This window comes from Sorangium sp. So ce363, from assembly GCF_051520435.1.
GTDB lineage: Bacteria > Myxococcota_A > Polyangia > Polyangiales > Polyangiaceae > Sorangium > Sorangium cellulosum_B.
Window position 1 is genome coordinate 2,706,857 of record NZ_CP150333.1, and the last position, 25,188, is coordinate 2,732,044.

Annotated in this window: 23 protein-coding genes; 8 read left to right on the forward strand and 15 right to left on the reverse strand. The window is 72.6% G+C overall.

The genetic code is table 11. From position 1 onward, the window contains the following. Positions 1 to 532: 532 nt before the first annotated feature. Both WMF12_RS10475 and WMF12_RS10480 read left to right on the forward strand, forming a co-directional pair. Entirely contained in the window at positions 533 to 1,279 is a 747-nt protein-coding gene (locus tag WMF12_RS10475) for a Bax inhibitor-1/YccA family protein (protein ID WP_437745438.1), read from the forward strand. A 130-nt stretch (positions 1,280 to 1,409) separates the two neighbouring features. Further along, a complete protein-coding gene (locus WMF12_RS10480; protein WP_437870473.1) occupies positions 1,410 to 1,814 on the forward strand; it encodes a cupredoxin domain-containing protein in 405 nt (134 codons plus the stop codon). Between the two features lie 33 nt (positions 1,815 to 1,847). Here the strand turns inward: WMF12_RS10480 and WMF12_RS10485 are convergent, their stop codons facing one another. Further along, a complete protein-coding gene (locus WMF12_RS10485) occupies positions 1,848 to 2,357 on the reverse strand; it encodes a hypothetical protein (protein ID WP_437870474.1) in 510 nt (169 codons plus the stop codon). Between the two features lie 349 nt (positions 2,358 to 2,706). Here WMF12_RS10485 and rplC point away from each other — a divergent pair, with 349 nt between their 5' ends. Next, entirely contained in the window at positions 2,707 to 3,405 is a 699-nt protein-coding gene (gene rplC, locus WMF12_RS10490; RefSeq protein WP_437870475.1) for a 50S ribosomal protein L3, read from the forward strand. Between the two features lie 69 nt (positions 3,406 to 3,474). Then, positions 3,475 to 4,092, forward strand: coding sequence for an SAM-dependent methyltransferase (locus tag WMF12_RS10495; protein ID WP_044968202.1), 618 nt, complete (start codon positions 3,475 to 3,477; stop codon positions 4,090 to 4,092). 108 nt (positions 4,093 to 4,200) lie between these two features. Here WMF12_RS10495 and WMF12_RS10500 read toward each other — a convergent pair whose 3' ends face one another. The 11 genes from WMF12_RS10500 to WMF12_RS10550 form a co-directional block, all read right to left on the reverse strand. Further along, complete coding sequence (locus WMF12_RS10500; protein ID WP_437870476.1) at positions 4,201 to 5,385, reverse strand: acyl-CoA dehydrogenase family protein; 1,185 nt, start codon at positions 5,383 to 5,385, stop codon at positions 4,201 to 4,203. Positions 5,386 to 5,447: 62 nt separating this feature from the next. Next, on the reverse strand, positions 5,448 to 7,397 hold the full coding sequence (locus WMF12_RS10505; protein ID WP_437870477.1) for a L,D-transpeptidase family protein: 1,950 nt from the start codon (positions 7,395 to 7,397) through the stop codon (positions 5,448 to 5,450). 218 nt (positions 7,398 to 7,615) lie between these two features. Beyond that, complete coding sequence (locus tag WMF12_RS10510; RefSeq protein ID WP_437870478.1) at positions 7,616 to 9,511, reverse strand: DNRLRE domain-containing protein; 1,896 nt, start codon at positions 9,509 to 9,511, stop codon at positions 7,616 to 7,618. A 551-nt stretch (positions 9,512 to 10,062) separates the two neighbouring features. Next, positions 10,063 to 10,857, reverse strand: coding sequence for a creatininase family protein (locus tag WMF12_RS10515; protein WP_437870479.1), 795 nt, complete (start codon positions 10,855 to 10,857; stop codon positions 10,063 to 10,065). A gap of 3 nt (positions 10,858 to 10,860) precedes the next feature. Beyond that, on the reverse strand, positions 10,861 to 12,558 hold the full coding sequence (locus WMF12_RS10520) for a benzoate-CoA ligase family protein (RefSeq protein ID WP_437870480.1): 1,698 nt from the start codon (positions 12,556 to 12,558) through the stop codon (positions 10,861 to 10,863). 2 nt (positions 12,559 to 12,560) lie between these two features. Further along, entirely contained in the window at positions 12,561 to 14,045 is a 1,485-nt protein-coding gene (locus WMF12_RS10525; protein ID WP_437870481.1) for an NADH:flavin oxidoreductase, read from the reverse strand. A gap of 2 nt (positions 14,046 to 14,047) precedes the next feature. Then, a complete protein-coding gene (locus WMF12_RS10530; protein WP_437870482.1) occupies positions 14,048 to 15,328 on the reverse strand; it encodes an acyl-CoA dehydrogenase family protein in 1,281 nt (426 codons plus the stop codon). Next, a complete protein-coding gene (locus WMF12_RS10535; RefSeq protein WP_437870483.1) occupies positions 15,325 to 16,212 on the reverse strand; it encodes an enoyl-CoA hydratase family protein in 888 nt (295 codons plus the stop codon). Before WMF12_RS10535 ends, WMF12_RS10530 begins: the two co-directional genes overlap by 4 nt. 40 nt (positions 16,213 to 16,252) lie before the next feature. Beyond that, positions 16,253 to 16,795, reverse strand: coding sequence for a MarR family winged helix-turn-helix transcriptional regulator (locus WMF12_RS10540; RefSeq protein ID WP_012234634.1), 543 nt, complete (start codon positions 16,793 to 16,795; stop codon positions 16,253 to 16,255). A gap of 32 nt (positions 16,796 to 16,827) precedes the next feature. Next, positions 16,828 to 17,253 carry a RidA family protein gene (locus WMF12_RS10545; RefSeq protein WP_437870484.1) on the reverse strand — a complete coding sequence of 142 codons (426 nt, stop codon included), beginning with the start codon at positions 17,251 to 17,253 and terminating at the stop codon, positions 16,828 to 16,830. Beyond that, positions 17,250 to 18,011, reverse strand: coding sequence for an SDR family NAD(P)-dependent oxidoreductase (locus tag WMF12_RS10550; protein WP_437873847.1), 762 nt, complete (start codon positions 18,009 to 18,011; stop codon positions 17,250 to 17,252). Before WMF12_RS10550 ends, WMF12_RS10545 begins: the two co-directional genes overlap by 4 nt. Positions 18,012 to 18,238: 227 nt before the next feature. On the opposite strand from WMF12_RS10550, the gene WMF12_RS10555 reads away from it, so the two are divergent. Next, positions 18,239 to 18,586, forward strand: coding sequence for a hypothetical protein (locus WMF12_RS10555; protein WP_437870485.1), 348 nt, complete (start codon positions 18,239 to 18,241; stop codon positions 18,584 to 18,586). Beyond that, positions 18,550 to 19,344, forward strand: coding sequence for a hypothetical protein (locus tag WMF12_RS10560; RefSeq protein ID WP_437873848.1), 795 nt, complete (start codon positions 18,550 to 18,552; stop codon positions 19,342 to 19,344). The genes WMF12_RS10555 and WMF12_RS10560 overlap by 37 nt, the downstream gene beginning before the upstream one ends. Before the next feature lie 57 nt (positions 19,345 to 19,401). On the opposite strand, the gene WMF12_RS10565 is transcribed toward WMF12_RS10560, so the two are convergent. The 3 genes from WMF12_RS10565 to WMF12_RS10575 all read right to left on the reverse strand — a co-directional run bounded on the left by WMF12_RS10565 (position 19,402) and on the right by WMF12_RS10575 (position 22,183). After that, positions 19,402 to 20,046 (reverse strand): Uma2 family endonuclease, encoded by a 645-nt coding sequence (locus tag WMF12_RS10565; RefSeq protein ID WP_437870486.1) that lies wholly within the window; start codon positions 20,044 to 20,046, stop codon positions 19,402 to 19,404. Positions 20,047 to 20,207: 161 nt separating this feature from the next. Next, complete coding sequence (gene sthA / locus WMF12_RS10570; protein ID WP_437870487.1) at positions 20,208 to 21,605, reverse strand: Si-specific NAD(P)(+) transhydrogenase; 1,398 nt, start codon at positions 21,603 to 21,605, stop codon at positions 20,208 to 20,210. Positions 21,606 to 21,655: 50 nt separating this feature from the next. Then, positions 21,656 to 22,183: a tetratricopeptide repeat protein gene (locus tag WMF12_RS10575; RefSeq protein WP_437870488.1), complete on the reverse strand. Its 528-nt coding sequence runs from the start codon at positions 22,181 to 22,183 to the stop codon at positions 21,656 to 21,658. 62 nt (positions 22,184 to 22,245) lie between these two features. Here WMF12_RS10575 and WMF12_RS10580 point away from each other — a divergent pair, with 62 nt between their 5' ends. After that, complete coding sequence (locus tag WMF12_RS10580; RefSeq protein ID WP_437870489.1) at positions 22,246 to 24,306, forward strand: hypothetical protein; 2,061 nt, start codon at positions 22,246 to 22,248, stop codon at positions 24,304 to 24,306. A gap of 107 nt (positions 24,307 to 24,413) precedes the next feature. Then, complete coding sequence (locus WMF12_RS10585; protein ID WP_437870490.1) at positions 24,414 to 25,187, forward strand: esterase/lipase family protein; 774 nt, start codon at positions 24,414 to 24,416, stop codon at positions 25,185 to 25,187. The last annotated feature ends 1 nt before the right edge of the window (position 25,188 follow it).

Sequence of the window (25,188 nt, forward strand, 5' to 3'; positions counted from 1 at the left end):
GTTCGTTCTCCTCCTTTCCTTCCCACAGCGCGCGCAGCCAGGTCGACGGCGCTGTCGCTCGGCGCCGGCGTTGCAGCCGAGCGCGTCTTCGTCGCAGCCGAGCGGGTTGTCGTCGGAACCGAGCGTTTTCTCTGGATCCGGGCTGCTCTTCGCCGTAATCGAGAATTCTTTCTCTAGATCCAGGCCGTATTTAACCGGAATCGAGAGATGATTCTCTGGATACAGGCTACTTTTAGCCTGAACCGAGAGTTGATTCTCTGGATGTGGGCTTATCATGGCCGGAATCGAGAGGATTTTCTCTGGATCCGGGCTGCTCTTCGCCGGAAGCTACACGATGTCGGCGCGTCGTTCACGCCGGTTCACGCCGCGCCGGCCCCTCCGTGCGCGCGCGATGCCGCTGGAACGTGATTTTTTTGCGGGCGGCAGATGCCCGAGGGCTTCGCCATGGCGGTGTTGCATGTCCGTGGTGAATGGTGCACGACTAGGCGCTCGTGCAGCCGCGGCGAAACGCCCTGAAGGAGGAGCGCAGCAGATGAACTCACGCCAGGCGAGTCCCCTCGGGGCGAGCGTATCGGCCAGCCCGAAGCTGGCGCTGCGGATCGACTTTCTCAAGAAGGTGTACGGGCTCTTCACGGCGAGCCTGGTCGTCTCCTCCCTGGGCGCCATGTGCGCGCTGTACATCGGGGCGCCGGACGTGGAGGAGGGGACACTGGGGCGCGAGATGCCGCCGCTTGTCGAGCTCTTCGCGCAGCACCCGATCCTCTCGATGGGCGTCGTGTTCGGCGTGATGTTCGGCGCGCGGGCGGTGCGCAAGATCCCCGGGGTCAACGTCCTCGCGCTCTTCGGGATGGCGGCCGTCCTGGGCGTCACCGCAGCGCCTGCGCTCTACATGGCCCAGGCGGCGGCGGGCCTCGGCGGCACCCTGTCGTCGGCCCCGGTGCGGGACACCTTCATCCTGACGGTCCTCACGTTCGGGAGCCTCACGCTGGGGGTCTTCCTCTCGAGGGAGGACCTGTCGTTCATGGCCAGCGGGCTGGTGATGGGCGCCATGGTCGTCCTCGGCGCGATGCTGCTGAACGCCCTGCTCGGGAGCACGCTCCTCGGCCTCGCGATCGCCAGCGTGTCCGTCCTCGTGTTCGGGGGATACGTCCTCTACAACACGTCGCGCCTGCTCCACTCGAGCGAAGAGGACCCGGTCGGCGGCGCGCTCGACCTCTACCTCAACTTCATCAACCTCTTCTCGTCGATTCTGCAGATCCTCTCGGGCCGCCACGTTTGAGCCGGCCGCGTCGCGTTCACGTCGCGGCGCGCGCCCGTCTGCGCCCGACCTCCCTTGGGTCTCTCGCCCGGGGCGGACGGCTGGAGGGCGGCTTGACGCGCCATTTGGGCCGGGTAAGAACGCGCTGACCATGAGCCTGCAGCTCCTCGTCGCCACGCTTGCCCTCTCCCTCTCATCGCTCTCATCGCTCTCCTTGCTCGGTTGCAACAAGCCCGCCGAGGAGGCGCCGGTGGTGGCGGCCGCCGAGCTCGCCGCGCCGGCGAACGTCAAGCGCGTCGACATCGCGGTGAACGACAGCGGGTTCTCCCCGTCGACGATCGAGCTGAAGAAGGGAGAGCCCGTGGTGCTGCGCTTCACGCGGACGACGAAGAGCGAGTGTCTGAAGGCGATCGCGATTCCCGATCTGAAGATCGAGAAGGACCTGCCGCTGAACACGCAGGTCGAGGTGGCCATCACCCCGCAGAAGGAGGGGAAGATGGTGCTTCAGTGCTGGATGGCGATGGTCAAGGCGACCATCAACGTGGTCGGCTCGTGACGCGGCCGCGCCCGTTGCGAGACGCGCGCGCTGTCAGAGCATGAGCCAGAGCTCGGCGTCGTAGCGCTTCGCGCCGCCGCCCGCGTCCTGCGCCGCGCGGCGCCTCCCCGAGGCGGGCTCCCCCGCGCTGCCCGGCGCGTCGTCCCGGCGCGCCCCGTCGCCTCGAGCGCGCGCGCCGGCGTGGGCCAGGTCGATGCCGGAGGCGGCGCAGCGGGCGACGGCGAAGCGGAGCATCTCGCGCACGTCGCCCGAGCGGAGCATGCCGCGCGTCCGGTGGCGCGCGATCGCGGCCGCGCGCTCGACGCACTCGGCGCAGGGGGCCACCTCCGATCGGAACCTGAAGAGCAGCGTCCCCTCGGGCCACCCGAGCGCCGACGCCTCGATGCTCACCACGACGAACTCGCCGTCGCGGACCACCCGGGTCCGGGCCGCGCTCGCGCTGTCCTCGCCGGCGCCGTGCGCCTCGCCTCTCAGCAGGAACCAGTAACGATCCATGAGGCGCTCGACGTCGCGCGGCTCACCGTGAGCGATGATGTCTGTCATCCCTGACCTCCGACGACCCAATGTGAGGCCCGCTCCTTCGAACTTCGATGGCAGGGAGAGACAGGAAATGTCTGCTCGGAAGGACAATGTCCGAGCGGACGTGACGCGACGCGACGCGACGCGTCTCGGTTGGATGTGGTCTGTATTACCGTTGTGGCGGTGGTTTTCGCTTCCCTTTGGGGGCCCCGTGAGTAAGCTCTGCGCCCCCCAACGTGCCCGGCGGGAAGCCGCCCCGGTTCTTCGCTCCGAACCGGCTCGTGACGAGGCGCGCCGAGGGGATCGCTCTCGCGGCGCGCCGCGCGGAGCCTGTTTCTGCCACCCCAGACGGAGCGAGCAAGGCGATCCCATCATGAATCAGCATCCCGGCATCATCGGCAAGAAGATCGGCATGACGCAGATCTTCAACGAGACGGGCGAGGTCCTGCGCTGCACGGTCGTGCAGGCGGGCTGCGTCGTCATCGGCAAGCGCACGCTCGAGAAGGACGGCTACAGCGCCCTCATCCTCGGCCTCGGCGAGCGGGCGGAGAAGCACACGACGAAGCCGGTCGCCGGCGCGTACAAGAAGTCGGGGCAGACGCCGAAGCGGATCGTGCGCGAGCTGCGCTGCAGCCCGGAGCACGCGGCGAAGTACGAGATCGGGACCGCGCTCAAGGTCGACGAGATCTTCGAGGTGGGCCAGCGGGTGGACGCGCAGGGCCGCTCGCGCGGCCGCGGCTTCAGCGGCGTCATCCGCCGGTGGAGCTTCGCCGGCGCGGTCAGCTCGCACGGTACGCACGAGTACTTCCGACACGGCGGCTCGATCGGTACGAACATGACCCCCGGCCGCACGCTGCCCGGCCTGAAGATGCCCGGCCACTACGGCGACGAGACGGTGAGCGCGCTCAACCTCAAGATCGTGAAGCTCCTCCCCGAGGACAACCTGATCCTCATCGAGGGTCCGGTCCCCGGCCCGAAGAACCAGGTGGTGACGATCCGCGGCGCCGTGAAGAAGCGCGGCGGCAAGGGGATCGTGCCGGTGCAGCAGCCGACCAAGAAGAAGGGCGGCTGATCCCGGCCGCCGGCGGGGCAGCTCCCATGAGCGAGCGCCCCGCCGGTCGTGCCCGCCGAGTGTCCCTCCGTGTCGCAGAAGCCGAAGAACCCGTACAAGCGGCCTGACGCCTTCACGAAGGCGGCGAAGGCGCAGGGCTATCCTGCGCGCAGCGTCTTCAAGCTCGAGGAGATCGATCGCCGGGTGCGGCTGCTCCGCCCTGGCCAGCGGGTGCTCGACCTGGGCGCCGCGCCGGGGTCGTGGTCGATGTACGCGGCGCAGCGGATCGGCGCGGGGGGCAAGCTGCTCGCGGTGGATCTGTCGCCGATCACGGCGGCGTTCGGCCCGCAGGCGACGGTGGTGCAGGGGGACGCGCTGTCGCTCACGAACGAGGCGCTCGCGCAGTTCGCGCCGTACGACGTGGTGCTGTCGGACATGGCGCCCGCGACGAGCGGCAGCAAGATCGCCGACCAGGCCCGGAGCTACGAGCTGTTCATGCGCGCCGTGGCCGTGGCCGAGGCGCTGCTCGCGCCGGGCGGGGCGTTCGTCGGCAAGATCTTCATGAGCGAGGACTTCGTGAAGGCCCGGGACGCGCTGAGGAACCTCTGCGAGGAGGTCCGGAGCATCCGGCCCGAGGGGACGCGGGCGAGCAGCGTGGAGATCTTCCTGGTCGGGCTGAAGCGGAAGGCGGCGGGGAAGACGGGGTAGACGCCTGTCACTGTTCAGGAAAAGCCGATAAGAGAGGTATCCTGAGCTTCCTCTCTTCTCTTGGCGTCCTTGGCCGTCAATCCGCGCTGAATACCCGCCGGCATCCCCTCAGAACGCGCTGTGTCCCGTGATCGCGTTGCCGAGGATCAGGCAATGCACCTCGTCGGTGCCCTCGTACGTGTACACGCTCTCCAGGTTGAGCATGTGCCGGATGACCGGGTAATCGAGCAGGATCCCGTTCGCGCCGAGCACGCTCCGCGCGGTCCGCGCGATCTTGAGCGCCCAGCCCACGTTGTTCCGCTTGCAGAGCGAGACCTGCACCGGGCTGATGCCGCCCGCATCCTTCAGCCGCCCGAAGTGCAGCGCCATGAGCTGCCCCTTCGCGATCTCCGTCGCCATCTCGACGAGCTCCGACTGGATGAGCTGCCGCGACGCGATCGGCTGGCCGAACTGGACGCGCTCGCGCGCATAGGAGACCGCCGTCTCGTAGCAGGCGCGCGCGGCGCCCAGCGCGCCCCACGCGATGCCGAAGCGCGCCTGGGTCAGGCAGCCGAGCGGGCCCTTCAGGCCGACCACGCCCGGGAGCACGTTCTCCTCCGGCACGCGCACCTCGTTCAGCACGATCTCGCCGGTCGGGCTCGCGCGCAGGCTCATCTTGCCGTGGATGAGCGGCGTCTCCAGCCCCTTCATCCCGCGCTCCACCACGAAGCCGCGGATGGACTCGGCCCCTCCGTCATCGACCTTGGCCCACACAACGCAGAGGTCCGCGATCGGCGCGCTCGTGATCCACATCTTCGTGCCCGTCAGCACGTACGCGCTCCCGTCCTTCCGGGCGCGGGTCTTCATCGAGCTCGGATCCGACCCGCTGTCGGGCTCCGTCAGGCCGAAACACCCGATCAGCTCGGCGGCGGCCATCTTCGGAAGCCACCGCTGCTTCTGCGCCTCGGAGCCGTACTTCCAGATCGGATACATCGCCAGCGAGCCCTGGACGCTCACGAAGCTGCGCAGGCCGCTGTCACCATATTCGAGCTCCTGCAGCGCGAGGCCGTAAGCGACCGAGTTCATGCCGGCGCAGCCGTAGCCGGTCAGCGAGCCCCCGAGCAGGCCGAGCGCGGCGATCTCGGGGATCAGGTCGGTCGCGAACTCCTCGCGCGCGAACAGGTCCGCGGCGCGCGGCAGGTACCGCTCGCGCACGAAGCGACGGACGGCGTCGCGGATCATGCGCTCTTCCTCGGAGAGCAGCGGATCGATCGCCATGAGCTGATCGAGCGAGAGGGGCTCCTGGATGGCCATGGAGCGAGCGTGTAGCGTGCCTTCGCGCGGCGCGGAAGGGGCAGCGCCGGCGGGCCGCCGGCTCAGGGGCGGATGGAGACGAGCGTGCCCTTCCGTAGCGAGAGCGCGCCGTGCCATTCGGCCGGGACCTCGGGCGTCGTCCACTCGAACAGCCAGGCGGCGTCGAGCGGAGAGAGGTTCACACAACCGTGGCTGCGCGGGGTGCCGAAATCGTCGTGCCAGTAGGCCGCGTGGAACGCGAAGCCCTCCGTGAAGTACTGGACGAAAGGCACGTCGCGGAAGTCGAACGGATCCTCGTCCTCCTCGTCGCCGTCCATCGTGACCGTGACGTGCTTCGTGTGGATGCGGAACAGCCCCTGGATGGTAGAGCGTGTCGTCTTGGGATCGCCGAGGCCGTCCGCCCCCGTCGAGACGAGCGTCACGTAGACGGGGCGGGCGCCCTCGTAGGCGACGAGGCTCTGCTTGTCGATCGAGACGTCGATCCACTTCCGCCCGCGCACCGCCCACGCAGGGGTCCGGGGGAGCGGGTCGACGCGCACGACCTCGTCGGTGCGGACGAGCGAGCCGTCCCGCGCCTCGAGGTAGTCGATGCCGCCGAGGCGCCGCGAGGCGCCGGACAGCGGGATCGCCTCGCGGAAGCGGAGCGGGGCGCGGGTGACGCCCCCGCGCTCGCCCGGGACGAGGCGCGCGGCGTGGCGGCGCCTGGCGAAGGCCACGGGCAAGGTGACGTCCTCAGGGAGCGCCAGCCCGGCGAAGGCGCTCGGCCGGATGACGCGGGTGCGGTCGAGCGGCAGGACGGCGAGGTCGGTCGTCAGGCCGAAGCGGCGCCCGTCGTGATCGAACGTCGAGAGCAGGGCAAAGCCGGAGCGCGTCCGGGCGCGGCCCAGGACGAGCGCGTCGGGAGAGCGGCGATCGCCGGCGAGCCCGGGCGCCGGCCGCCCGTAGAGCAGGACCGAGGGCGTCGCGTCCGGAGGCGGCGGCGCGACGAAGTCGGGCGCGCGCGCGGCGGTCGCGGCGCGGAGCAGGTGCCCGGCGAGGTCGGGCTCGGCGCCGCGCTGCTCGTCCTCGTCCGGAAGGCGCGCATAGAGCGGCGGGGTCGGGGAGCGAGACATCGCGTACGTGTAGGGCAGACCGCCGAGCAGGGTTGTCGCGTCGCCTGCCTGCGTCGCGGCAAATGCGTTTGCGCCCGGCTGCGTTGCGGCAAGTGTGTTTGCGCCTGCCTGCGCTGCAGCAAGTGCGTTTGCGCCTGCCTGCGTTGCAGCAAGTGCGGTCTCGCCCGGCTGCGTTGCAGCAAGTGTGGCCTCGCCCGCCTGCGCCGCGGCAAGTGTGGTCTCGCCCGCCTGCGTCGCGGCAGGCGCGGCCTCGCCACGAACGACCGGCGAGGTGGGTGAAGCGAACCGACGGACGGGGCGGCGAGACGATGCCTCGACCGCCAGGTCGTGAATGTTGAGCGTCGCACTGGCGCCGATGCAGACGTAGCCGTTCGGCTCGATGCGGTACCAGCCCTCGGCGCACGACGTCCTGCCGGAGGGCTCCGGCCTGCGCGCGACCACGGCGCCGGCGCGCAGGTACCCGATGCGCCGGCTGGTCCAGCGCGGTTCGGCGAAGATCCACGTCTCCCTGGCGATGCTCGCGAGCTCGTGGACCTCCTCCTCGGCCGCCGTCGGCGAGGTGGCCGGGGGAGGATCGATCTCGGGCAGCTTGTCGGATCCGTCATCGACGAGCTCCGGCGGCAGCGCCGGCAACGCGAGCGGGTCGCCGCCCGGCCCCGCGGCGACAGCGCCCGGCGTCCTCGCGGCCTCCGCGCTGGGCGGCGCGGCGTCCTCCGCGCGGGCGGCGGCGGGCGCCGGGGCAGCGACGGCGGGCGCGGCTGCGGCGAGCGGCGCGGTGACGGCGGAGGCGGGCGCCGGGGCCGGGGAGGTCGCGGCGGGCTCGGAGGCAGGGCGCGGGCAGCTCACGCTCAGCGTCGCGAGCGCTATCGCCGGCAGGAGGAAAGCACCTCTCACGCGCATGGAGCGCGCGTATCAGGAGGCGCCGGCGAGGGCCAAGTTCAAGGGGGGTTCAGGAGAGCGGGAGGGCACAGGAGCGAGCGGCTCGCCGGCAGGAGGCGCCCGCCTGGAGGCCCAGCAGGGCCGGCGGGCGCCTTGGCGCGGTGTGCGGCGGATCCTCGCCCGCCGGCTTCACCAGGGCGGCGCGCGGTCGCCTCGCCGGGCCGCCGGCTGGAGCGGCGTCACGGCGTGGGGAGATCGCGCGCGCACGTCGCCGTGACGTAGTAGCGCCGCGAGGTGCCCGCGTAGGAAGCCCGAAAGTCCGTCGTCTGCTTGTACCCGGCGGCCAGGAAGCTGCCGCCGTGCATGAAGCGTCCGCTCGAGGTGTTGTCGAGCCGCGAGCAGTCGTTGCAGGGCATCAGCAGCTGATAGTTATCCGAACCGTCACGGGTGGCCTTGTACGCGTTGCCGGCCAGGTCGAGCTGCCCCCACCGCCCGGCGCCCTGGGGGAACTTGCCGACGTCCGTGAGATCCGTGTGCGCGCAGGGATAGTTGCTCGGGTACGGCTCACCCAGGCAGCGGTTCGTGCCATCACCCGCGACCGTGCCGTCACCCTGGCAGCACCAGGAGGCATACCGTGTGACATCCGTGGAGCCGTTCGGGTTGACGCCGATGATGCTCTCGACGCTCGAGCCGCCCCACGGGAAGATGCGCTGCTCGTTGCCGCCGGCAGAGGCGTAGTTGATCTCCGCCTGGGTCGGCAGCCGGCCGCCGTCCCACGCGCAGAATCCGAACAGCTCGTACCACGTCGCGCAGACGATCGGCTTCTTCTCCTTGGCTCCCGGGATGTCGCTCCAGGACGGCCATCCGTAGGGATCGCAGATGAGCGCCGTCTTGAGCGCGCTCGTGTTGGCCGCGAGATACGTGTTCCACGACGGGTCCCAGCCGCTGTTCGGGATCTTCGGGTGTGCACCCGCGCCGGCGGCCGGCGGGTTGGCCTGGGTCGGGCCGCCGGTCTGCTCGAGGTACTGCCGGAAGCGCCCCACCGTGACCGTGTACTTGTCGAGGTAGAAGCTGCTGACCGTCGCCGGCAGACCCGCGTTGTTGAGCCGGTTGAACGTGCCGCCCGGGACCGGAAGGGTCGAGCAGCAGTTATCGCCCCCCTCGACGCCGCAATTGGCACCTGCGCCAGGAGTGCCGCTGTTGCAGCTGATCGGCAGGCCAGGCACGCCGCCCCCGCCTCCGCCGCCGGCACCACCCGCGCCCCCCGCACCGCCCGCGCCGCCGGCACCACCCGCGCCCCCGGCGCCGCCCGCGCTGCTGGAGCTCGACGTCGTGGTGGAGGTCGTCGAGGAGCTGGAGCTCGACGTCGTGGTGGAGGTCGTCGAGGAGCTGGAGCTCGACGTCGTGGCGGAGCTCGTCGAGGAGCTGGAGCTCGACGTCGTGGCGGAGCTCGTCGAGGAGCTGGAGCTGCTCGACGTCGCCGTCGAGCCCCCCGTCTCGCTGTCGTAGCAGACGCGGAGATACGGCCGCCGATCCGCCGAGCTCTCGCTCGTTCGGATGTGGGTGCGATTCATGGTTTGCTCGAAGAACACACCGTTGTTCGTGGTGGGGTCGTTCACCCAGCTCTGCACGGTGCTGGTGAGGCTGACCGTGTGGTAAGCGTACGTGTATCCCGAGCTCGCCGTGAGGGTTCCCAGGACCGTGGGATCCCAGGCGCCCGAGTGCGAGTTCCACGTCACGGTGTTCTCGTCCCAGGGCGTCGTGATCCGGTGCACGCGCATCACGTCGGGGGTCAAGGCGCCGATGTTGAGGTAGAGATACGCCGAGACGATGGAGGCGCCGGCAGGGATCGACGAGAGATCGAACGCGATCAGCCCACGCAGCTGGGAGCCGGAGCTCTCGCCAGCGTACATGTCGGCTCCGGTGGGAGTGTAGGTGGGATAGGTCGAATTGATGAGGGCATCCTTGACCACGCCCGTCGTCCCGGTGCGCTGGAGAGTCACACAGACGGTCGCGGCCTGCTGCGCCTCACCGAGCAGCTCGCCACCTTCGTCTTGTGCGCCGACGCACCCGGCGAGCGCCGCGCCGGAGGCGGCGGCGAAAGAGGCCAGGAGCAGATGCCGAGACCCTCTCATGATCGTTCGATTCCTCATGATGCTCTCCGATCCGCGTCGTCGGGCCAGCTCCGCCCGCGAGGCTTCGTGTGATGCCGTCGCGCAGGAACGCCAGAGAGCGCCCCCGCCAAAACCACCATCTGCCTGCGCGCCGTAAAGCATCACCTTCATCAGGTCAGCCGTCGGATCGTTCTGGCGTCAAACAGCGCGCGAGGAAAACGATACCGTTTTACGGCTTTGATTTGAATGCGTCAATTGGGAATAGAGGTTTGCTGTCAAAAATCTGTTGATGTTGCTTGTGATGTCGGAGTAAAACTAAGCATTATTGCTCGAATCCTTGGTAAGTGTCGAGCGCCGCGAGGCACATTTGCGATGCCGCTCACATTTCGCTCGCGTTTCGCTCGCGTTCTGCGCGTGCCGCGCGACATGAGCAGCTACATCCGCCTGAACCGCCGGTGATCAGCTTGCCGGGGCGCGTGAGTCGATGGCGGATTCTGCCGTTCAGGCGAGCGTGAGGGGTGGTGGTGCTGGGGCAGAGATGCCTGCTTTTGTCTACCTGAGCGCTCGTCGGCTTACCTGGTGCTTTTTCCCCGCGCGGGTTCGTGGGCGGAAGCGCTGGAGAGGCCTTCTTCGACCTCGGTGACAATCATCGTCGCGAGCAGATCGAGCAGCGCGCGGCCTTCGTCCTCGGACGCCTCGCGCGGAGATCCAGTGTAGGCGGCGTCCATGCCCAGCGCGCGGAAGCTCTTCGCTCCTGCCTTGATGCCCTCCGACAGGCTCAGGTCGAGGTCCGGCAGGTCCTGGGCGATGTCTTTCCGGACGAGCGCGGAGGCCGCGGCGAGGACGAGCGATGTCTCGTAACGGCCCGCGTGGCAGGCGCCGCTCCGGAACTCCGCGGAGAGCGTCCGCGCCCAGCGGCGCGCGAGCGGGCACGCGACCGAGGCGCGGCCCAGGGGCAGGTCGCTGGTGGCGGCGCGCACGGCGCGGTCGTGCTCCGGCTCGAGGTGGTTGTTGATGAAGCAGACATGCGACAGGCCGGCCGACAGGTAGGCCTCGGCGACGGCGCGCAGAAAGGCGGTGAGCGCGGGCGCCGGGATCGAGATCGCGCCGGCGAAGCCCGCCGCGAAGTCGGTCACGCCATAACCGACGGGCGGGGCGAGGAGCGCGGCGACGCCGCGCGCCCACAGCCGGCGGCCGGCCTGCTCGGCCGCGGCTTCGCCGATGAGCGTGTCCGTACCGAGCGGCAGGTGCGGGCCGTGCGGCTCGACCGACCCGACCGGCACGAGCGCGACGCACGGCGCGCCGCCCGACAGGAGCGCGGCGAGCTCCTCCGTCGTGAGCTCCGCGAGGCGCGGCGCGGCCTGCATGGGCTAAAGGCCCGCCGGGTTCTCGCCGGCGACCTCGCGCTGCCGGAGCGCCTTGCGATCGACCTTGCCGCGATCGTTCCTGGGGATGTCATCGACGAAGGCGACCCAGCGCGGGTACTTGTGCTTGCTCAGCCGGTCCTTCACGAAGGCCTTGAGCTCCTGGGCGAGCTCGGCCCTCCCCTCGTCGGTGGCGACGCGGCCGCGCGCGTCGTCGCGGACCACGATGAACGCCTTCGGCTTCACGAGGCCCGCCTCCTCGGCGCCGATCACGGCGGCGAGGCTGACGGCCGGGTGCTCGGTCAGGCACTCCTCCACCTCGACCGGCGCGACCCAGACGCCGCCCACCTTGAGCAGCTCGTCGGCGCGCCCGCTGAACCAGAGGTAGCCCTCGGCATCCATGCGGAAGAGATCTCCGGTGCGGCACCAGTGGCCGTGGAAGGTGCCCCAGCTCTTCTCGCGATCCTGGAAGTAGCCGAGCGCGACCGAGTCGCCCTTCACCCACATGACGCCGGTCTCGCCGGGCGGGAGCTCGGGCGCGCCCGGCCCGACCGCGTCCGAGGGGAGGATCTTGATCGTGTACCCCTCCACGACGCGGCCGAGCGACCCCGGGCGCACGTCGCCAGGGCGGTTCGTGCAGTAGATGTGGAACATCTCCGCGGAGCCGATGCCGTCATAGACGTCGGCGTGGAACCGCGCGCGGAAGCGCTCGAGGAGCGCCGGCGGCAGCGCCTCGCCCGCGGACAGGTGGAAGCGGACGCTGGAGAGGTCGAGGCGCGGCGCGCGGCGCGCCGCGCGGGCGTCGTCGTCATCGAGCAGCTTGCCCATCATCGTCGGGACGTTGGTGACGACCGTCGGGCGATAGCGCTCGATGTACCGCGCGAGCGACTCCGGCGTCGGCCGCTCGACGAAGAGGCCCGACGTCGCGCCGACGGCGAAGGGGAACATCAGGTTGGTGCCCGTGGCGTAGCCGAAGAAGAGGCGCGGCACCGAGACGGTGATGTCGTCCTTGCGGTAGCCCACGGTCGCCTTGGCGTAGCGCTCGGTGTTGAAGGCGAAGTCGCGGTGCGTGTGCATGGCCGCCTTGCTCCTGCCGGTGGAGCCGGACGTGAAGAGCCAGATGGCGATGTCGTCGCGCCGGGTGGGCCGGGGGCCTGCCGGGGCGCGCTTCGCCGCGAGCGCCGCGCGCCCCTGCTCGAGGGCGCCGCGGAGCGAGGTGCCCCGCAGCGCCGCGAGGGCCGGCGAGACCGGGAGATCGGCCTCGAGATCGCCGCCGGTCGGGACCTCGGGCACGAGCACGACGGTGCGGACGTCCGTGGCCGCGAGCGCGCCCTGGAGCGCCTCGGCCACGCGCGGGATCGTGACGACCGCGGCGGCCCGCGTGTACTCGACGAGGTGCGCGAGGTCGGGCGCGGGCGCCTCGGGGTTGCCCATCGCCACGACGGCGCCGTGGCTCAGCGCCGCGAAGAAGGCCCAGACGAACGCGGGCGAGTCGTGCAGGACGATGAGCACCCGCTGCTCGAGCGCGACGCCCTCGACGGCGAGGTGCCCCTGGAGCATCCGGACCTTCTCGGCGACGTCGGCGTAGGTGTGCCGCTGATCGCCGAAGAGCAGCGCGACCTTGTCGCCGAGCCCCTCGCGCAGCCGATCGAACAGGAAGTAGTCGGCGAGGTTGAGCTCGTCAGGGAACGTCGGTGCGGTCATCGTCACGCCTCCTCTCGCCTCCATCGCGGCGCCGTGAGCCGCCGCCCTCCGCCCTCCGTGGTCGCGATCCCCGGCTCGTCGAGCCCCTCGCGATCCCAGAGCTGGCACGTCACGGGTCGGTGGCGCTGATCGAGCGCCTCGCAGTAATTGGAATAGATGCAGCGTCGGACCTCACCGCTGCGCCCGAGCCGCACCTTCAGGAACCAGTCGGGATCCGCGAGCGTCTGCCGTGCAGCCCCGATGAGATCGGCCTCGCCGCGCGCGAGGATCGCCTCGGCCTGGGCGAACGTGCAGATCCCCCCCGCCACGACGACCGGCGTGCCGAGGCCGGCCTCGCGCAGGGCGCGCCGGATCTGCGCCTGCTTCGGCACCTGCCGCCCGAACGGCCCCGCCGCGTCCGAGAGCGCGGTCGGCATGCACTCGTACCCGCTCGGGCCGGTGTAGGGGTACGCGGCCTCGCCGACCTTGGGCTGCTTCGCGTCCTCGAACTTGCCGCCGGTCGACAGCGAAAGGAAGTCCATGCCGGCGCGCGCGAACGCGAGCGCGAAGAACGCCGCGTCGTCGACCCGGCTGCCCCCCGCGATGACATCGTCGCAGAGGAAGCGGCAGCCCACCGTGAAGCGAGCGGAGACGGCGGCGCGCACCGCCGCGTAGACCTCGAGCGGGAGGCGCGCGCGGCGCTCGCGATCGCCGCCGTAGCCGTCCGGGCGGGTGTTCAGCGCGGACAGGAACGAGGCCATGGTGTAGGCGTGCGCGTAGTGGAGCTCGACCCCGTCGAAGCCCGCCTCGCGCGCCCTCACGGCGGCCGCGGCGAAGAGGCCCGGCAGCGTCCGCGGCAGATCGCGGATGTGAGGGAGCGCGACGTCGGTGACGCGCTCGCGCTCGCCGAAGCGCAGCGCCTCGAGCTCGCGGGGCGCGAGCACGGCCTCGAGCCGCGCGTCGTCGAGCGCGAGCAGCCGCTCGCGCACCTCGAGCTCCGGCGCGTCCCGGAGCGGCGGCTCCCCGAGCGCCTCGGACAGGGCGCGCCGGTGCGCGCCGGTGATCTCGAGGAACTCCCGCAGGAACCTGTCCTTCGCCGGGCGCCTGCGGATGCGGAGGAAGTCGATGAGCTGCAGGAACACGCGCGTCCTGCCGGCGCTCCGCGCGCGGACCGTCCGGACGAGCTCCCGGAGCCCCGGGACGAACCGATCGTGCCCGACGCGGAGCAGCGGGCCGCTCGGCACATCGCGGATCCCGGTCGCCTCGACCACGAGGGCGCCGGGCTGGCCTTCGGCGAAGCGGCCGTACCAGTCGAGCACGTCCTGCGTGACGACGCCCTCCTCCGTCGCGCGCCACGGGACCATCGCGGGCACCCACGAGCGCTCGGCGAGCTCGAGGCCCGAGGCGAGGCGGAGCGGCGAGAAGAGGCGCGCGCGCGCCGCCTCGCCCGCGGCCTTAGGCTCCTCGCGGGGCAGCGCGTGGCGGATCCTCTCCGGCGGCCTCCACATGGCTACCGCGCCCCGTCGCGAGCGCGCTCGTCGGCAGGGGGCTCCGCGGCGGCGCGCTCGAGGATGCCCTTCGCGATGATGAGCTTCTGGATCTCCGTCGTCCCCTCGTAGATGCGCAGCGGCCGGATCTCGCGGTACAGCCGCTCGACCTCGGTCCCCTCGATGACCCCCATGCCGCCGTGGAGCTGTACCGCGCGGTCGATGATCCGCTGCGCCGCCTCGGTGGCGAACATCTTCGCCATGGCCGCCTCGGTCGAGACGCGCGCCGCCGCGCCGGCCGCAGCCGTGTCGCGCTTGTGGGCCGCGCGGGCGACGAGCAGGCGGGCGGCGTCGAGCTCGGTCGCCATGTCGGCGAGGTAGGCGCGCACCATCTGCTGCTCGGACAGGGGCGCCCCGAACTGCCTCCGCCGCGTGACGTGCGCGATCGCCTCGCGGAGCGCGCGCGCCGCCATCCCGTTCGCCGCCGCGCCGACCGAGATCCGGAAGGCGTCGAGCGTCTGCATCGCGAGCTTGAAGCCGCCGCCCACCTCGCCGAGCCGCGCGCTGTCCGGCACGCGGCAGCCCTCGAAGCGGAGCCGGCCGATCGGGTGCGGGACCGACATCGGGAGCGGCTCCGAGGCGACGCCCTGCGCGCCGCTGTCGACGAGGAACGCCGTGATCGCGGCGCGCCCGCCGCCGCGCTCGCCCGCGGCGCCGCCGCCCTCGCGCGGCGGCGCGCCCGTGCGGGCGAAGACCACGAGGTGGTGCGCGAGCGGCACGTTCGAGATCAGCACCTTTTCGCCGTCGAGGACCCACCCGTCGCCCTCGCGGCGGGCCTCGGTCCTCAGCGAGGCGACGTCGCTGCCCGCCTCGGGCTCGGTCAGCGCGAAGGCCCCGATGCGCCGCCCCGAGAGCACGTCGGGCAAGATCGCGCGGCGCTGCGCGTCGCTGCCGGCCAGCACGATCGGGTACGAGCCGAGCCCTTGCACCGCGAAGATCGCGTCGGCGAGCGGGGCGACCTGGCCGAGCGCCTCGCGGATGAGGACCAGCGAGCGCACGTCGATGGCGGTCGCGTCCCCGGGGAGGCCGCTGGGGCTCGGCGCGCCGCCGAGCGCCTCGGGGACGAGGTGCGCGTAGAGCCCGAGCGGCTCGCCCATGCTGCGCGCCACGGCGGCGGCGTCGTGCGTCTTGGCGAGCCGCGCGAGCGGCGCGAGCGCCTCGGGCGTCAGCCGCGCGGCGAGCGCGGCGTGGCGCTCCTCGAAGAAGACGGGGAGCTCGGCGGAGGAGAGCGCGAGCCCGCTCATACGCGGGGCGTCTCCTGGCCGGTGGACCGCGGGGTGGGGGGCGCGTCGGCGTCGCCGGGCGCGGCCGGCGCGTCGCCCCGGTCGGCGCCCTCGAAGCGCGGCGGGCGCTTCGCCCTGTTCGCCTCGTGGGCCTCGCGGAAGTCGGGGTGGGCCATGCAGATGGCCTGCGCCTGCGCCTCGGCCTCGATCGCGGCGGCGAGGGGCATCGTGCGCTCGCTCTCGAGCATCTGCTTGGTGATCGCGTGCGCGAACGCCGGCCCGCGCGCGAGGCGCTCGGCCCAGCCGCGCGCCACGCCCAGCGCGTCGCTGTCGGCGACGACGCGGTTCACGAGGCCGATGCGGAGCGCCTCGTCGGCGCCGATGAGATCGCCGAAGAAGAGCAGCTCGGCGGCGCGCCCCTGGCCGACGATGCGCGGCAGGAGGTACGAGGCGCCCATGTCGGCGCCGGACAGGCCGACCTTGGGGAAGATGAACCCGAAGCGGGCGCTCGCCGCGGCGATGCGCAGGTCGCAGGCGGCGGCGATCACCGCGCCCGCGCCGACGGCGACCCCGTTGACGGCGGCGATGACCGGGCGCCGGAGCTCGCAGATGCTCTGGATCAGCGCGCCGGTCGCGCGGGTGAACTCGAGCAGCCCCCGCGCGTCGCGCGCGAACAGCTCGGCGATGATCCCCTCCACGTCGCCGCCCGAGCAGAAGCCGCGCCCCGCTCCGGTGAGCACGACCGCGCGCGCGGCCGAGCGCTCGAGCGAGCGGAACGTGGCCGTGAGCTCGCCGTAGACCTCGAAGGTGAGGGCGTTCAGGCGGTCGGGGCGGCTCAGCGTGATCTCCGCGACGCCGCGGCTGAGCTCGAGCTGGAAGGAGCGGGGTGTGAGGGTCATGGGCATCTCCTGGGTCCGGCGCGCGCCGGACGCGAGCCTCGCGCGATCAGGGCTTCGTCCGCGTGCGCCGCGGGGGGCTCCGCGCGCTTCGCTCGGCGTGCGCGCGGGCGCTGCCGGGGCGCGACGGGACGGGCATGTCCGGCTCGCGGAGCGTGGTGCGCAGCTTGTCGAGCAGCCGCGTCAGCGTGGAGAGCTCGGCCGGGCTCAGCCCGGAGAACACCTTCGCCACGCGCGCGGCGTGCCGCCGCTCGGCGTCGCGGAACGCGCGCTGCCCCTTGGCGGTCAGGTGCACCCGCCACGCGCGGCGGTCGCTCGGGTCGGCCCGCCGCTCGACCATGCCGTCGCGCGCCGCGCGATCGACGAGCCCGGTGAGGTTGCCCGCCGTGACGAGCATGCTGCGGGAGAGCGACGCGAGCGTCTGCCCGTCGCTGCGCACGAGGTTCGCCAGGAGGTCGAAGCGCGGGAGGGTCATCTCGTGCTCCAGGTCCTCCCGGATGGCCGCGAGCGCGCGCTTGTGGACCGCGAGGATGCGCACCCAGGCGCGCACGGCGGCCTGGTCGCCGCGCGCGCTCTCCGGCGGGGGTACCACGGCGAGCGGCCGCCTCGCCGGCGCCCCGCGCCTCACGGGCCGCCCCCGCCGCGCGCGTCGAGCGCCACGACGGCCTCGATCTCCACGAGCGCGCGCCGCTCGACGAGCCCCGCGACGCCGAGGAGGGCCATCGCCGGGAAATGCTTGCCGAACCGCGCCCGCCACGCGGCGCCGATCGCGCGGAGCGAGCCCCTGTACGCCTCGAGATCGGTCACGTAGACGGTCATGCGCGCGACGTCGCCCGGCTCCCCGCCGGCGGCCGCGACGACCGCGAGCACGTTGTCGAGCGCCTGGGCGAACTGCTCGGCCAGATCGTCGCTCCGGAACCGCCCGGACGCGGGGTCCCACCCGATCTGCCCCGCGATGTGCAGCGTCCTGCCGCTCGTCACGACGCCGTTGGCGTAGCCTCGCGGCGCAGGCCACCCGGCCGGCTGCACGATCTCGAGATCGCCGTTCACCGCATCACCTGCCCCCCGTCGACCGGGATCGCCTGGCCATGGATGCTGCGCGCCTCGTCGCTGCAGAGCATCGCCACGACGAGCGCGACCTCGCCGGGCTCGACCATCCGGCCCTGAGGCGACATCGACTCGAGCGACCGCCGCGCCGCGTCCTCGCCCCGCCCGGTCTTCTCGGCGATGCGGGAGATCGCCTCGTCCGCCATCCTCGTGTTCACCCACCCGGGGCAGACGCAGTTGATGGTCACCGGCGTCCGGGCGATCTCCAGCGCGATGGCGCGGGTCATTCCGACCATGGCGTGCTTCGACGCGCAGTACGCGGTCGAGTAGGCGCACCCGACGAGCCCGGCGGTCGAGGCGACGTTGACGACGCGCCCGAACCCGCGCGCGATCATCTTCGGGATCAGGGCGCGGCAGAGCGCGAAGGCGCCGGTCACGTTGACCGCGAGCATGCGGTCCCAGAGCGCGTCGCTGGTCCTGTCGAACGGCGCGCTCTCGGCGACGCCCGCGTTGTTGACGAGCACGTCGATGCGCCCGAGCTGGGCTTCGAGCGCGGCGATCGTCGGCGGCGCGCCCTCGCGATCGCCGACGTCGAGCTGGACGGCGACGCCCCCGATGGCCGCCGCCGTCTCCTCGATCTCGGCCTGCGTGCGGCCTGCGACGGCGACGCGCGCGCCGCCCTGCGCGAGCCGCTCGGCGATCGCCCGGCCGATGCCGCGACCCCCACCCGTGACGAGCGCGATCCTGCCTTCCAGGGACATCCGGAGCACCTAAATCATATATATATGAAGCACAAGCCGAAGTCACCCTCGTCGGCGCGCGCTGCGGCGCCCGCTCGCTGAGGTCGGGGTCGGCCACCTCGCGACGGAACGCGCGGCTCGGCCTCGTTTTCCTCGCTCTCTCCTCGCTCGTCTGGAACGTAGTGGGTGGAGAGCATGGACGAAGACCAGAGCGGGCGTGGCCGAACGATCTGCGCCGCGAGGGCGACATGGTCCGGCTCGACGGCTACCACAACCCGCGGCGCCTCAGGATCCTGGACGAGTACATCCACGAGATGGACTCGGTCCTCGACGGCTTCTTCCGGGCTCGCCGGAGCGCGGAGCACGAGCTCCACCCCGCGATCTCGCTTGCGCAGTCGATCGTCGACGTGGTCGATCCGATCTACTACGCTGCGCGCCTGTTCGTCGCGCCCCGCGACGGCTTCGCGCCGAAGAGCATCTACATGACCGAGAGCATCAACCGGATGGCACCGGCGACACGTTCGCGCAGCCTCGCGGCATCGAGATGCACGCCGTGGCGATGGGCTTGCCGCTGCAGCTGCCGGCGGGCGCCGTGAGCGCGGCCGGCGCGCTCGCGTCGCGCGTCGCCGCGCTGCTCGCATGCGCTGGCGTGGAGGCGCGGCCCCCGGCGGCGGAGGCGGGCGCGTGGTCCCTCGCGCTGGCCGAGCCGCCGGAGCTCGCGGCGCTCTACGCGGCGGCGGACGGCATCGCGCTCCCGGACGGCACGCTCATCCTGCCGCGCGGCGACGTCGCGCGGGCGACGGCGTGGCTCGCGGAGGAGCGCTCGCTCGACTGGGCGCGCGACCTCCTGGTCATCGGGGAGCGGGAGGATCTCGTCATCGTGCTCGACCTCGACGTCGCGGGCGCGCGCGCCGGGGGCGGCGTGCTCGAGGCGCCGACCGACGGGCTCGCCTCGTTCCAGCGCGTCGCCCGCTCGGTGGTCGGCTACCTGGAGCGGCGCCTCGGCGTCGCAGGGGCCGAGGCCGCGGCACCCGAGGTGCGGGCGCGCGAGGCCGCGGCGCGCCGCGACCTCCCGGCGCTCGTCGAGGCGCTCGCGGAGGAGATGTACCCGGGCGCGGAGCGGCAGGTCGCGCACGCGGCGCTCACGCTGGGCGCGCTCCTGTCGGAGCGCGGGGACGAGGCGGCGCTGGACGCCTTCGCGCGCTCGGTCGAGGCGCGGGTCGCGGCGGCGCCGCGGGGCGCCGCGGGGCCGGAGCGGCTCGCTGCGTGGCGCGCGTGCGAGATCGTGGCGCGAGAGGCGGGGTCGGAGGCGATCGCCGCGGCGTGCGTGGCGCGGGCGAGCGGCGAGGGGTAGGGGGGCTGGTCGCGAAGCGCCTCGGTGGACGGCGCTTCATCGCTCAGCGGACCGAGCTCACCTGGCGCCCCGCTCCCGGAGCCTCGCGCGCCACGCGCGCACCACGGTCGTCTGATCCCCCTTGCGCAGCATGAACTCCGTCAGCCCCGCGACGTCGAGCCCCGGCAGGAGCCGGCTCTGCCCCGCCTCCGCGTAGCCGTCCGGGCCGAGGAGGTGGATGGAGAGCTTTCCCTTCTTCAAAAACCAGACTTCGGGCACGCCGAGACCCGCATAGACGGAGAGCTTGTTGATCGTCCCGCTCTTCTCGATGATCTCGATCGCGAGCTCCGGGATCTCCCCGTCCTCGACCGTCCCGAGCACATAGCACTCATCCGGCTCCACCCCCCGCTGCGCGAGCCTCTTGCGGACGGTCATGCTGCCGTACCCGCTGAGCGGCAGCTCCGCCTCCTCCGCGTAGGCCTCGACGAGGCGGGCCAGGATCGTCTTCCGCCCCTCGTGCGGTCCGCCCGGGCTCATCAGCTCCAGCACTCCCTCGCAGTACGTCACCCGCACGCCAGCCCGGTCGCCGAGGGCGGCCAGGATGGCCTCGTACTCCTCCCACGAGACGTCATGAACGACGAAGAGCTGGTCTTCCGAGCCGTCCGCCGCGACAGCGTCGGCGCGTTCGGCAGGGGGGGCGAGGAGGGGTGCAGCGGCGGCCATGACAGCGTGCTCCTCCGGGGAGTATCACCGCCGCGCCGCGCGCTGGCAACCGCCGATCCGAGCGCCCGCGCGCCGCTGCCCCGCTGGACCGTCCTGACGCGCGCCACGGACTCGCCGGACGCTGCCAGGGGCGGGCCCGGGCGCGCCCGGGGGCCGCGCCCTCAGAACACGCGCCCCAGCCCGTCGAGCGCCGCGACGCGGTAGGCCTCGGCCATGGTGGGGTAGTTGAACGTCGTGTTCACGAAGTACCGGATCGTGTTGTGCGGCGCAGGTTGCGACATGATCGCCTGCCCGATGTGGATGATCTCCGCGGCGTTCTCGCCGAAGCAGTGGATGCCGAGCAGCGCGAGCGTCTCGCGGTGGAAGATCAGCTTCAGCATCCCGACCTGCTGGCCCGTGATCTGCGCGCGCGCGAGCGTCTTGAACGTCGACTTCCCCACCTCGTACGGCACCTTCTCCGCCGTGAGCTCCCGCTCGCTCTTGCCCAGCGACGAGATCTCGGGCGTCGTGTAGATGCCCGTGGGGATGTCCCGGACCAGCTTGTCGTCGGCGTGGCCGCAGATGTGGCTGGCCGCGTACCGGCCCTGGTCGTAGCTCGCGCTCGCGAGCGCCGGGAAGCCGACCACGTCGCCGACCGCGTAGATGTGCGGCTGGCTCGTCTGGAAGGTCTCGCTCACCTCGAGCTGACCGCGCTTGTTCGGCGTGATGCCGACGCTCTCCAGGCCGAGCTCGGCCGTGTTGCCCGACCTCCCGTTGGCCCAGAGGAAGACCTCGCTCCGGAGCTTCTTCCCGCTCTTCAGGGAGAGCACGACGCCCTCCTTCGTGGCCTCGACCGCCTCGTGCTCCTCGCCGTTCAGGACGCGGATCCCCTTGTCGCAGAAGTGGTACCCGAGCGCGTCGGTGATCTCGTCGTCGAGGAACTCCAGGAGATGGGAGCGCGTGTTCACGAGGTTCACGGCGACCTGCATGTTGCGCAGCATCGACGCGTACTCGCAGCCGATGACGCCCGCCCCGAAGATGGTGATGCTCCGGGGGGTGTGATCCATGCGCAGCAGCGTGTCGCTGTCGAAGACGCGCGGGTGGCTGAAGTCGATGTCGGCCGGCCGGTACGGGCGCGAGCCGGTCGCGATGACGAAGCTGTCGGCCGTGTACCGCCGGCGCTGGCCGCCGTCGCTCTCCACCTCGATCGTGCGCGGATCGACGAACCTGGCCTGCCCCGGAACGAGCTGGACGCGGTTCCGGTCGTAGAAGCTCTCGCGCAGATCGACCTGCTCGTCGATGACGCGGTTCGCGGTCGCGAGGAGCTCGGCGAACGGGTACTCCGGAACCACATCCATCCGCTTGTAGATGGGGCTCTGGTTGATCAGGTTCATGTGGTAAATCGCGCGGCGCAGCGCCTTGCTGGGGATCGTCCCCCAGTGGGTGCAGCCCCCGCCGACCCGCGCGTAGCGCTCGATCGCCGCGACCGATTTGCCGTGCTTCGCGGCCGTCATGGCGGCGCCTTCGCCGCCCGGCCCCGTGCCGAGGATGATGAGATCGAAGTGCGGGGTGGTCACCATCGAGTTCCTTGCCTCCGGCGCGCCGAGCGCGCGCGTGCGCCGGGAGAAGGCTACTCGAACTGGAGCGGCTCGTCGTCGCCCCCGACGCCGAGCATCTCGAGGATCTGCCGCACCTCCATCGCGGCCTCGACCTCCGGGCCCGCGTCCAGGAAGCCCTGGAGGTGCTTCCGCGCGAGCGCGCGGTTGCCGCGGGCCGCGTACGCCAGCCCCATCGCGTGCATCGCCTCGCCGTCCTTCGGGAACCGGCGGAGCGCCTCCTTCGCCTGCGCGGTCGCGCCGTCGGTGTCGCCGAGGCGACGGAGCGCGTGCGACAGGGCCACCCGCGCCCCGAGGAAGCTCGGCGCGAGCCGCACGGCGGCGCGGTAAGCGTCGCGCGCCGGCTCGAGCTGGCCGAGCTCGTAGAGCGCGTGCCCGAGCAGGTTGTACGCGTACGGGTTCGACGGGGAGGCCTTGATCACGTCGCGCAGCGCGACGAGCGCCTCCTGGACTTGCTCCTCTTGCAGGAGCTCGGCCGCCTCCTCGACGGCCTCCCAGTGGGCGGCGTCGACCGATTCGTCCACCACGGCTCTGAGCACCATGGCCCGCAGTCTAGCCAGATTCGGCGCGCCGTCCTGGGCTCCTTCGTGGTACCGGCCGGGCGGTGAGGCGCCCGCCGTGGATCCGGCCGCTCTTGTGGCACGCGAGCGCCGCGATCCCGGTGCTCGGCGCCGCCGCGGCGTTCTACGGGCCCGCGCTCGCCAGGACGGGCGGCGTCTGGCCGGCGCCCCTCGACGACGTCTACATCCACTTCGGGTTCGCCCGCGCCGCGGCCCTGGGCCACCCGTTCTCGTGGATCCCGGGCAACGGCTACTCCTCGGGCGGGACCAGCCTGGCGTACCCCCTCGCCCTGGCGCCCGGGTACCTGCTCGGGTTTCGCGGCGCGTGGCTCGGCCTCTTCGCCGCGCTCCTCGCGTGCGCCGCGCTGCTCGACCTCTGCCGCTCGCTCCGGTGGCTGCTCGATCCGCGCGGCGGGCCCGGCGCCCCTTACTCCCGCTGGGTCGCCTGGGCCGCGCCGCTCTTCGTCGTGGCCGTGCCGCTGCTCGACTGGAGCTGGTTCTCCGGGATGGAGCTCGCGCTGCTCGGCGCGGTGATGGGCCGGGCGCTCGTCGCGGTGCGGCGCGCCGAGCTCGCCCCGCCGGCGCAGCGCCCGGCCGAGCAGCTCCGGGCAGGGCTCCTCGCCGCGCTGCTCGTCGCGACGCGGCCCGAGGCCGTCGCGCTCGCGGCGCCGCTCGCGGTCGCCGTGGCCCACGCGGCGGGCTCGCTGGGCGCGGCGGCGTCGCTCGCGCGCGCGTCCCTGCCGACCGCGCTGCTCCTCGCCGCGCAGGCCGCCGCGAACCGCGCGCTCACGGGGGAGTGGAGCGCGGCGGGGGCGGTGCGCAAGCTCATCCTCTCGAACCCGTACCCGGCGCCGCTCGAGAAGGCGCTGGAGGTGATCAAGAACCTCGCCGCGCTGCGGGTGCAGGCGCTGGAGAGCGCGCTCGGCGGCCCGTCCTACGCCTTCCTCTTGCCGCTGCTCGGCGCGCTCGCGGCGCTCGACCGGCGGACGCGGCGCCTCGCCGTGCCGCTCCTGATCGGCGCCTACGGCTCGCTGCTCCTCGTCGCGCTCAACGCGACGGCGCGCTACCAGAACCTCCGCTACGCCGCCCCGGCGCTCGCGATGTTGCTCGTCGCGGCGGCCCTCGGGACCGAGGCGCTCGCGCGGCGGGGGCGGCTCGCGGCCGGCGTCGCCGCCGCGCTCGCGCTCGCGGCCCTCGCGGCGCCCTCCGCGTGGTTCGCGCGGCAGATCGACCACTTCGCCCGCTCCTCGGCCAACATCGCCGGGCAGCAGGTCGAGGTCGCGCGGCGCCTCGCCGCGCGCGAGCCGCGGCCGCGGCGGGTGCTGCTCGGCGACGCGGGCGCGATCCCGTACCTGTCGGGGATCCCCGCCATCGACGGGCTCGGGCTCGGCGGGTACCGGGGGATGCCGTTCGCGCGGGCCTCGGTGCACGGGGTCCCGGCCGTTGTCGAGCTCATCGAGCGGCTCGACGCCGCCGAGCGGCCCGACGTCTTCGCCCTGTACCCCTCGTGGTGGGGCGGGCTCGCGGACGTCTTCGGCCGGCGCGTCGACGCGGTGAAGATCGAGGACAACGTGATGTGCGCCGCGGACGAGAAGGTGATCTACGAGGCGGACTGGTCGGCGCTCGCGCCGCCGGGGGAGCGCCGCGACGAGGCCATCGACGAGGTGGACATCGCCGACCTGGTCGACGAGCGGGCGCACGGCTACGCGTTCCCGTCGCCGCGCGGCGGCTGGGTCGTCGGCGCCGTGCTGCGGGACGGGAGCGACGGCGGCGGTGCGCCGCGGTTCGACGCCGGCAGGATCATCCCCGAGGGGCGCGAGCAGTCGTTCGTAATCGGAGCGGCCGCCGCGGCCGCCGCGGCCGCCGCGAGCGCCCGCGGGCCCGCGGTGCTCGCGCTGCGCACCGACGGGGGCGGCCCGATCGCGATCGGCGTGGCGATCGAGCGCGCCGCGGACGAGGCGCGCGTCGAGGTGCCAGAGCGCCCTCTGGACCGCTGGTCCGAGATCCGGGTGCCGCTGCGCGACGTCGCGCCGGGGGACCTTGTCCGGATCCGCGCGCTCCGGGGGACGTTCCGCAGCTTCCATGTCTGGCTGCTGCGGCCGTGATCGGCCTCCTTGCCGCCCGCGCGGCGTCCTCGTGGCGCGCGCCCTCGACACAGCGCGTCGCGAGCCGCGAGGACGTCGCGCGACGGATCCATGGTAAGAGCCACCACGTGGCGAGGTGGTTCCGTGCGTCGGCCTTCGCGGCGACCGCTGGCAGGGAGGTGGCCTCGTTCGCGAGGCAGGCGGTCCTCCTGCCGTACGACACCCTCGCGCCGGTGATCCCTGACGGGGCGCGCGACGGCGACGAGGTGGTGGTCATCCTTCACGGGCTCTTCGCCTCCGCCGGCGTCCTCCGGCCGTTGCGCACGGCGATCGAGCGCCACGCCGCGATGTCTCGCGCCTCGCGGGCGCGCGGTCGGACGGACCCGGCGCGCGCCGAGCCGCCGTGGTCGGTCCACACGGCGACGATGTCCTACGCGCCGGGGCCCGGCGTCGAGGCGCTGTCGGCGCGCCTCGCGGCGCTCGTCGCGTCGCTGCCGGACGGGGCGCGCTTGCACCTCGTCGGCCACAGCATGGGCGGCATCGTGTGCCGCTTCTTCGCGCAGGAGGTCGGCGATCCGCGCGTCGTGCAGACCATCTCCATGGCGAGCCCGTTCGGCGGCATCCCGCGCGCAGCGCTGCTCGGCTTCGGCGGCGCGCGCGATCTCGACGCGTCGAGCCCGGTCCTCCGGCGCGTCCTCCTCGGGACGGCGCGGTCGAGCATCCCGCACCTGTCGATCGTCGCAGGGGCCGACACGCTGGTCCGCTCGCCCATCGCGCACGCGCTGCCGGGCGGCGAGGTGCGGGTGATGGAGGGGCGGGGGCACAACACGCTCCTCTTCGATCCCGAGGTGGCCGCGCTCGTGGCGCGGCACATCGTCGAGCGGCGCGGCCCCGCGCGCTGAC

Bases quoted from the DNA above. Each gene is read 5' to 3' on its own strand.
- sthA (WP_437870487.1), bottom strand. From the start codon at position 21,605: ATGGTGACCACCCCGCACTTCGATCTCATCATCCTCGGCACGGGGCCG.
- WMF12_RS10535 (WP_437870483.1), bottom strand. From the start codon at position 16,212: ATGCCCATGACCCTCACACCCCGCTCCTTCCAGCTCGAGCTCAGCCGC.
- WMF12_RS10550 (WP_437873847.1), bottom strand. From the start codon at position 18,011: ATGTCCCTGGAAGGCAGGATCGCGCTCGTCACGGGTGGGGGTCGCGGC.
- WMF12_RS10510 (WP_437870478.1), bottom strand. From the start codon at position 9,511: ATGAGAGGGTCTCGGCATCTGCTCCTGGCCTCTTTCGCCGCCGCCTCC.
- WMF12_RS10575 (WP_437870488.1), bottom strand. From the start codon at position 22,183: ATGGTGCTCAGAGCCGTGGTGGACGAATCGGTCGACGCCGCCCACTGG.
- WMF12_RS10520 (WP_437870480.1), bottom strand. From the start codon at position 12,558: ATGACCGCACCGACGTTCCCTGACGAGCTCAACCTCGCCGACTACTTC.
- WMF12_RS10515 (WP_437870479.1), bottom strand. From the start codon at position 10,857: ATGCAGGCCGCGCCGCGCCTCGCGGAGCTCACGACGGAGGAGCTCGCC.
- WMF12_RS10480 (WP_437870473.1), top strand. From the start codon at position 1,410: ATGAGCCTGCAGCTCCTCGTCGCCACGCTTGCCCTCTCCCTCTCATCG.
- WMF12_RS10500 (WP_437870476.1), bottom strand. From the start codon at position 5,385: ATGGCCATCCAGGAGCCCCTCTCGCTCGATCAGCTCATGGCGATCGAT.
- WMF12_RS10475 (WP_437745438.1), top strand. From the start codon at position 533: ATGAACTCACGCCAGGCGAGTCCCCTCGGGGCGAGCGTATCGGCCAGC.
- WMF12_RS10485 (WP_437870474.1), bottom strand. From the start codon at position 2,357: ATGACAGACATCATCGCTCACGGTGAGCCGCGCGACGTCGAGCGCCTC.
- WMF12_RS10560 (WP_437873848.1), top strand. From the start codon at position 18,550: ATGGGCTTGCCGCTGCAGCTGCCGGCGGGCGCCGTGAGCGCGGCCGGC.
- WMF12_RS10505 (WP_437870477.1), bottom strand. From the start codon at position 7,397: ATGCGCGTGAGAGGTGCTTTCCTCCTGCCGGCGATAGCGCTCGCGACG.
- WMF12_RS10530 (WP_437870482.1), bottom strand. From the start codon at position 15,328: ATGAGCGGGCTCGCGCTCTCCTCCGCCGAGCTCCCCGTCTTCTTCGAG.
- WMF12_RS10525 (WP_437870481.1), bottom strand. From the start codon at position 14,045: ATGTGGAGGCCGCCGGAGAGGATCCGCCACGCGCTGCCCCGCGAGGAG.
- WMF12_RS10565 (WP_437870486.1), bottom strand. From the start codon at position 20,046: ATGGCCGCCGCTGCACCCCTCCTCGCCCCCCCTGCCGAACGCGCCGAC.
- rplC (WP_437870475.1), top strand. From the start codon at position 2,707: ATGAATCAGCATCCCGGCATCATCGGCAAGAAGATCGGCATGACGCAG.
- WMF12_RS10555 (WP_437870485.1), top strand. From the start codon at position 18,239: ATGGTCCGGCTCGACGGCTACCACAACCCGCGGCGCCTCAGGATCCTG.